General features: G+C 67.8%; 8 protein-coding genes and 1 pseudogene. 3 read left to right on the top strand and 6 right to left on the bottom strand.

What is annotated here, in order from left to right; all coding sequences use genetic code 11:
- Positions 1 to 886 (bottom strand): amino acid permease (locus QOD90_RS31350; RefSeq protein WP_526356478.1); only part of this gene is annotated, 886 nt, incomplete at its 3' end.
- Positions 887 to 984: 98 nt separating this feature from the next.
- On the opposite strand from QOD90_RS31350, the gene QOD90_RS31345 reads away from it, so the two are divergent.
- Both QOD90_RS31345 and QOD90_RS31340 read left to right on the top strand, forming a co-directional pair.
- Positions 985 to 1,659, top strand: a complete 675-nt coding sequence (locus tag QOD90_RS31345; RefSeq protein ID WP_526356476.1) for a potassium channel family protein — start codon at positions 985 to 987, stop codon at positions 1,657 to 1,659.
- A 7-nt stretch (positions 1,660 to 1,666) separates the two neighbouring features.
- Complete coding sequence (locus QOD90_RS31340; RefSeq protein ID WP_526356474.1) at positions 1,667 to 2,326, top strand: potassium channel family protein; 660 nt, start codon at positions 1,667 to 1,669, stop codon at positions 2,324 to 2,326.
- Here QOD90_RS31340 and QOD90_RS31335 read toward each other — a convergent pair.
- From QOD90_RS31335 to QOD90_RS31325, 3 genes are all read right to left on the bottom strand, one after another.
- Positions 2,271 to 3,770, bottom strand: coding sequence for an MFS transporter (locus QOD90_RS31335; RefSeq protein WP_526356472.1), 1,500 nt, complete (start codon positions 3,768 to 3,770; stop codon positions 2,271 to 2,273). The genes QOD90_RS31340 and QOD90_RS31335 overlap by 56 nt on opposite strands.
- 35 nt (positions 3,771 to 3,805) lie before the next feature.
- Positions 3,806 to 4,417, bottom strand: a complete 612-nt coding sequence (locus tag QOD90_RS31330; RefSeq protein WP_526356480.1) for a DUF3159 domain-containing protein — start codon at positions 4,415 to 4,417, stop codon at positions 3,806 to 3,808.
- 92 nt (positions 4,418 to 4,509) lie between these two features.
- Positions 4,510 to 4,881: an OB-fold nucleic acid binding domain-containing protein gene (locus QOD90_RS31325; RefSeq protein WP_318975348.1), complete on the bottom strand. Its 372-nt coding sequence runs from the start codon at positions 4,879 to 4,881 to the stop codon at positions 4,510 to 4,512.
- Between the two features lie 174 nt (positions 4,882 to 5,055).
- Here QOD90_RS31325 and QOD90_RS31320 point away from each other — a divergent pair, with 174 nt between their 5' ends.
- Entirely contained in the window at positions 5,056 to 5,754 is a 699-nt protein-coding gene (locus QOD90_RS31320; RefSeq protein WP_526356470.1) for an alpha/beta hydrolase, read from the top strand.
- A gap of 27 nt (positions 5,755 to 5,781) precedes the next feature.
- On the opposite strand, the gene QOD90_RS31315 is transcribed toward QOD90_RS31320, so the two are convergent.
- Positions 5,782 to 6,564: a DUF3710 domain-containing protein gene (locus QOD90_RS31315; RefSeq protein WP_526356468.1), complete on the bottom strand. Its 783-nt coding sequence runs from the start codon at positions 6,562 to 6,564 to the stop codon at positions 5,782 to 5,784.
- A pseudogene (locus QOD90_RS31310) lies at positions 6,564 to 6,669 on the bottom strand (dUTP diphosphatase); the annotation flags it as partial. The pseudogene QOD90_RS31310 and the gene QOD90_RS31315, both read right to left, overlap by 1 nt.

Below are 6,669 nucleotides of genomic sequence, written 5' to 3'. Positions count from 1 at the left end.
CGAGCTGCTCGACCGAGTCGACCACCTTGGCGCCGGTTTCCTTGGCCAACACGATGATTCCGATGAACAGCGAGACCGCGATGCCGCCGAGTAGCAGCAGGGTCGTCGCCGCGTTGCGCGACTTCGGCTTCTTGAAGGCGGGCACGCCGTTGCTGATGGCCTCCACGCCTGTGAGAGCCGCGCAGCCAGACGAGAACGCCCGCGCCACCAGGAACACCATCGCGAAGCCAAGGACGTCGCCATGCTCGGACTTGACCGTGAAACCCGCTGTCTCGGCCTGCAAGTGGTCACCGAGAACGAAGATCTGGAACAACCCCCACCCGATCATGACGTACATGCCGACCATGAATGCGTAGGTGGGAATCGCGAAGGCAGTCCCCGACTCGCGGATGCCACGCAGATTCAACGACGCCAGAAGCAAGATGGCGGCCACCGCGAAGAGCACCTTGTGCTGGGCGATGAACGGCACGGCCGATCCGATGTTCGACATGGCCGATGCCATCGACACCGCGACCGTCAGCACGTAGTCGACGAGCAGGGCGCTGGCCACGGTCAAGCCCGCGGTCGGACCGAGGTTGGTGGTCACCACCTCGTAGTCACCGCCGCCGGACGGGTACGCGTGCACGTTCTGGCGATAGCTCGCGATCACGACGAGCATCACCGCCGCCACGGCGACGCCGATCCACGGCGCCATCGTGTACGCGCTGAGACCGGCGACCGAGAGCACCAGAAAGATTTCCTCCGGCGCGTAGGCGACCGACGACAACGCGTCGGACGCGAACACCGGCAGGGCGATCCGCTTGGGCAGCAACGTGTGGCCCATCGCGTCGCTTCGGAAGGGTCTTCCCAGTACCAACCGGCGCGCAGCGGTCGAAAGCTTGGACACGAGAGCCAAGAGTAAACGCACGGGCGAATGGCTGTAGCGTTCCGAGTGCGCGGGTTCGCCACAATCCGTTTCTGCCGAACCGCTGGGAGGATCGACGCGTGCGAGTAGTGGTAATGGGATGCGGCCGGGTAGGCGCGTCGCTGGCCGATGGCTTGGCCAGAATCGGCCATGAAGTGGCCGTTATCGACCGTGATGGCACCGCCTTTCACCGACTGTCGCCCGAGTTCCCCGGCGAGCGCGTCCTCGGGATGGGTTTCGACCGTGACGTGCTGCTGCGCGCCGGCATCGAGGGCGCGGGCGCATTCGCGGCGGTCTCCTCGGGTGATAACTCCAACATCATCTCCGCGCGCGTCGCGCGGGAGACGTTCGGCGTCGAGCGCGTCGTCGCCCGTATCTACGACGCCAAGCGGGCTGCCGTCTACGAGCGGCTGGGCATCCCGACGGTGGCGACGGTGCCCTGGACCACGGACAGACTGCTCAACGTCCTCACGCGCGAGACGGAGACCACCAAGTGGCGTGATCCGTCGGGCAACGTGGGCGTTACCGAACTCCCGCTGCACGAGGGCTGGGTGGGCCATCGGGTGACGGCTCTGGAAGCCGGGACCGGCGGTCGGGTCGCCTTCATGATCCGCTTCGGCACGGGACTGCTGCCTGACAAGAAGACCGTCATCCAGGCCAGCGATCAGGTCTACATGGCGGCCATCTCCGGTCACATCGCCGAGGCAATGGCCATCGCCGCGCTCCCACCGGGCGACGACGCCGAGGATCAGTGAGGAACCCGTGAAGGTCGCCATCGCAGGGGCCGGCGCCGTCGGCCGGTCCATCGCCAGGGAACTCGTCGATAGCCATCAGGTCACGCTGCTGGAGCGCAACCCCGACCACGTCGACACCGATGCCATCCCGGCCGCCCACTGGCGCCTCGGCGACGCCTGCGAGCTGAGCTTGCTCGAAGCCGTCGGTCTCGAGGACTTCGACGTGGTCATCGCCGCCACCGGTGACGACAAGGCCAACGTGGTGCTCAGCCTGCTCGCCAAGACCGAGTTCGCGGTGCCGAGGGTGGTGGCGCGGGTCAACGACCCCCGCAACGAGTGGCTGTTCGACGAGGCGTGGGGAGTCGACGTCGCGGTGTCCACCCCCCGAATGCTGGCGTCGCTGGTGGAGGAGGCGGTGTCCGTCGGCGACCTGGTTCGCCTGATGAGCTTCCGCAAGGGACAGGCCAACCTCGTGGAGATCACCCTGCCCGACGACACGCCGTGGGGCGGCAAGGCCGTCAAGCGGCTGGAGTTGCCGCGTGACGCCGCTCTGGTGACGATCCTGCGGGGCGCCCGCGTGATCGTCCCCGAGGGCGACGACTCGTTGGAGGGCGGCGACGAACTGCTGTTCGTCACCACCGACGAGGTCGAGGACCAGCTGCGCGAACTGCTACTGCACCCCCGCTGACGCGATCAAGGCAGAGCGCCGACGCGCCTGGCGAGACGAGGTCCATATCGCATTGCCGGTTGCTGATCCCCGCCGCGGAGATCACCCCGGCGACCGCGAACAGCACGGCGACTGCGACCACGCCATCTCGGAAGCCGACGAAAGTCATTGCCGCCGAAGCCGTTCCGCTACCTGACTGATCGAGCCCGACGATCACGCCGGTGAAGGCCACCGCGATGAGGCCTGCCACCCGCGACAGAGCGTTGTTCACGGCAGAACCGATACCGCTCTGGGCCTTGTCCACTGCGGCGAGCACCGCTGCCGTCAATGGGGACACCGTGACCGACAGGCCCACGCCGAAGACGATGAGTCCCGGCAGCATCTGGGTCCAGAAGTCGAACGGCGCCCGCGCCGTCGTCAGCAACAGGAAACCGCCTGCGGCGATCAGTGGGCCGACGGCCATGTACACGCGCGGTCCGTGCCTGCCCGCCAGCCTGCCGAAGGGACGGGCCAGGAAGAACGACAATAGCGGCAGCGGCAGCGTCGCAAGGCCCGCGTGGGACGCCGACATGCCAACGGTCTCCTGCAGGAAGAGCGCGACGATCAGCGTGCCGAGAGATATCGCCGCGTAGAGGAACACCGTCGCGAGGTTGCCGACGGCGAAGTTGCGCGCCGCGAAGAGTTGCAGCGGCATGATCGGGTTCGGCGCTCGTCGTTCCCACCATGGGAACGCGGCCAGACACGTCACGCCGAGCACGAACCCAGTGATCACCGCGGGATGCGACGGTCCCAGCCGCTGCTGCTCGATGAGGCCGTACACCGCGGCGGTCAGCCCCACCGCACATAGCGCCGCGCCGACGATGTCGACCCGGGCGGCGCGTCGCGTCCCGAAGTCCACCGTCGCCTTTCCTCCGGTCGCTCCCCCACTACCCACTGGAACGACGAGCCTCGTCGTCAGGTACAGCGTGACCGCCAACGGCACCACGTTGATCCCGAAGACCCACCGCCAGCTCAGCGCGTCCACGAGAAGGCCGCCGAGCGGCGGTCCCACGACGAATGCCGTCCCCGTCCACGCCGTCCACGTACCGATCGCACCCGCCTGCCGCGGGCCCGTGAACCAGGCGTTGATCATGGCCAGTGAGCTCGGCACCAGGAAGGCCGCACCGACCCCCTGCAGGCAGCGCGCGGCGATGAGGACCCACCCGCTCGGGGCGACCGCACAGAGCAGTGAGGCGACCGTGAACACGGCCAACCCCATCCGCAGTACCGCCAGCCTGCCGAACTGGTCGGATACCGCGCCGGCGACCAGGATGAGCGCACCGAGCGCGAGTAGATATCCGTCGAGGACCCACTGTTGGAGGGCGAGGCCGCCGCCGAACTCCGCGGCGATGGCCGGCAGCGCCAGATTCACCACGGAGCCATCGAGGAACGCCACGAACGAGGCGAGTACCGCAACCGCGATCACAATTCGGTCGGTCGCGCCGCTACGCGGGCTCGGAGTCAGTCGGCCTGCGCCCCGGTTGCGGGCGTCGGCGCGCCCTCGGCTGCATGCAGGGCGCGCTGAGCGGTCCGGATGGCCAGGTACGTCACCAGCGCCGCGACGGCCGTTAGCGGCCATCCCATCGCGATGCGCGCGACACCGAGCAACCCCGTCTGATCTTCGTCGTAGAGTCGGTTCTGAACGAGGAACCGCGCACCGAACACCAGCGCCCAAACGCAGGTCGCGACGTCGAACGCCACCACCGCGCGACGGACCCCACGCCAGTCGCGGTCACGTCCGTTGACCCAGCCCCACGCGTAGCCGACGATCGGTCGTCTGATCACCACTGAAAGCGCGAAGACGCCGGCGTACACGAGTGACGACCAGATGCCGAGCAAGAAGTAACCCTTGGACTCGCCGACGAGGTAGGCGATCAGGGCACTGACGCCGACGGCAAAGAAGCCAGATATGGCCGGCTGCACCGTCTCTCGGCGAATCAGTCGCCACACCAGGATCAGTGCGGCCACCCCGAGAGCGGCGCCGATCGCCCACTTCAGACCAAACAGGGATGAGACCGGGACGAACACCAGCACGGGCAGTGACGAATAGATCAGGCCGCTGATGCCGCCCATCTGCTCGAGGATGGCTCGCGCGCTCAGCTTGTTTTCGGGTTCATCGGGCTCTTCGGCCTCGACTTCGTGCGCCACCCCCTTTTCGGGGTGGGTCACTTCTGAATCTCGTAGTGGGGGTTGTAGATCGCCTTGGTGCCGTTCTCCAACTTGCCGAGGCGCCCATGCACTCGCAACGTGCGTCCGGACTCGATGCCGGCGATGCGGCGCTGGCCCAGCCAGACGAGCATCACCGCGTCGGTGCCGTCGAACAGTTCCGCGCGCACGCCGCCCGCGCAGCCCTTGGCGTTGGTCTCGACACACCGCAGTGTGCCGACCATCGTCACTTCTTGGCCGCGCCGACAGTCGATGGCCTTCTGCGCGCCCGTGCTCGCGGCTTCGTCACTGAGCTCCTCGACGTCCTGCTGTTCGGGGTCCTCCGTGAGCCGACGCGTGAGTCGACGCAGATAACCTTCGGCCGTAGCCATGGTTTCTCCTACCCAAGTGGTGCATCAACCGTTGATCCACCTCTTAACCAACGCCACCGTAGACCTGTTGGTTCCGTTTTGCCACGTGGCACACAGGTGGTTCGATTACCCTTCCGCGAATCGTTTCACTCCCTCCATCCCGACGTGATTTGACGCACACGGCACGATCGACTGATGGCCGTCAATCTGCGCGGAATCACGGTGGTGCTGCTGCCAGGCACCGGGTCCGACGACGACTACGCCTACCGAGCGTTCGCACCCGCTCTGCACGACGTCGGCGCCGTCGTCATGGCACTGGCGCCCGAGCCGGCGCACCTCGTCAGCGCCTATCTGCGCGCACTGGACGACGCCGCGAGGCTGGGCCCGATCGCGGTCGGCGGGATCTCGATCGGCGCCGCCGTCGCCACGGCGTGGGCGCTCGCACACCCGGCCAGTGCGCTGGCCGTCCTGGCCGGATTGCCCGCCTGGACGGGCCCACCCGAATCCGCCACGGCCGCGCTGGCCGCCCAGTACTCGGCGCACGTGCTCCGGCGCGACGGGCTGGCATCGGCGATCAGCCAGATGCGGGCGTCCAGCCCGCAATGGCTGGCAGATGAACTCACCCGGTCGTGGGTCGGCCAATGGCCCGAACTCCCCGACGCCATGGACGCGGCCGCCGGGTACGTGGCGCCCACCGTCCAGCAGCTGGAGACGTTGATGGCGCCCATCGGCGTCGCGGCCGCCACCGACGATCCGGTGCACCCGGTCGAGGTGGCGATCGAATGGGTGGCCGCGGCCCCGCGGGCGGCGCTGCACACCTTCACTCTCGATGAGCTCGGCGCCGACCCCGGCGTTCTCGGGGCAGCGTGCGTGAGTGCGCTGATGGAGCTCTAGCTCAGCCCCACCCAGCTCTACCCAGCTCTACCCACCCGTGATGGTGCGGAGCTGCTGCATCGCCGAACCCTGTTCGCTACGACGCGCCACCGGCGCCGCGACCTGCGGCGGCTGCGGCGGTTCTTGGCCGCCCTGCTGCTGCGCATGTTCCGACATCATCTGTTCGGCTCTCGCTCGCAGTCGTGCGACGAGCGACTCGGAGAGCTGCAGCGGCAACATGTTGCGCACCGGCTGAGGAGTGTCACCACGCCGAACAACGGTGTCCGACAAAGCATTTCGTAGTTCGTGCGCGATCGCCTCGGCATTTTCGGGCGAGCCGACCGCAGCACCGCGCACCATCCAGCGGTAGCCGTCGACGCCGATGAACCGCATGACGACGGGCTCGGGGCCGGCTGTCATGTGACCCACGACTTCCCGTCCCCACGGCCCGTCCTGGATGCTGACCTCGGCAGCCTCCTTGCGCAGCGAGTCGGCGACCTCGGTGACCACCTCGCGCCACAGGCTCCCCGCCTTCGGCGCCGCGTAGGCCGTCACGTTGTAGCGACCGCTCGACGTCACCATCCAGGCCATCGTCGGCACACCCTGCTGGTTGACCTCGACGGCCAGCTCGGCGGCTTCGTTCTCGGGGATCAACACCGCCCCGAAATCGTGCCGGCCCACGGTGGCGACGGCCGGATCGTCGAAGTCCTCGATGTCGAACGGACCGTCGCCATCGCCCTCGTCGACGGCAGACGCCGCAGCCTCTGCAGACTTGGGGTCGCTCTTGCCCTCATCGCGTGTGGGGCCGCTCTTGCGCTTACCGAATGCCATCACAAACTCTCGTGTCCGCCGGAGGAACCGTGGCCGCCAGCGCCACGGGTGGTGTCAGCCAGCCCGGCCTCGTCGAATGACGTGACCTCGACCAACTCGGGTAGC

It is taken from the genome of Mycobacterium sp., assembly GCF_032161845.1.
GTDB lineage: Bacteria > Actinomycetota > Actinomycetes > Mycobacteriales > Mycobacteriaceae > Mycobacterium.
This window is presented reverse-complemented; position numbering and strand designations above follow the sequence as displayed.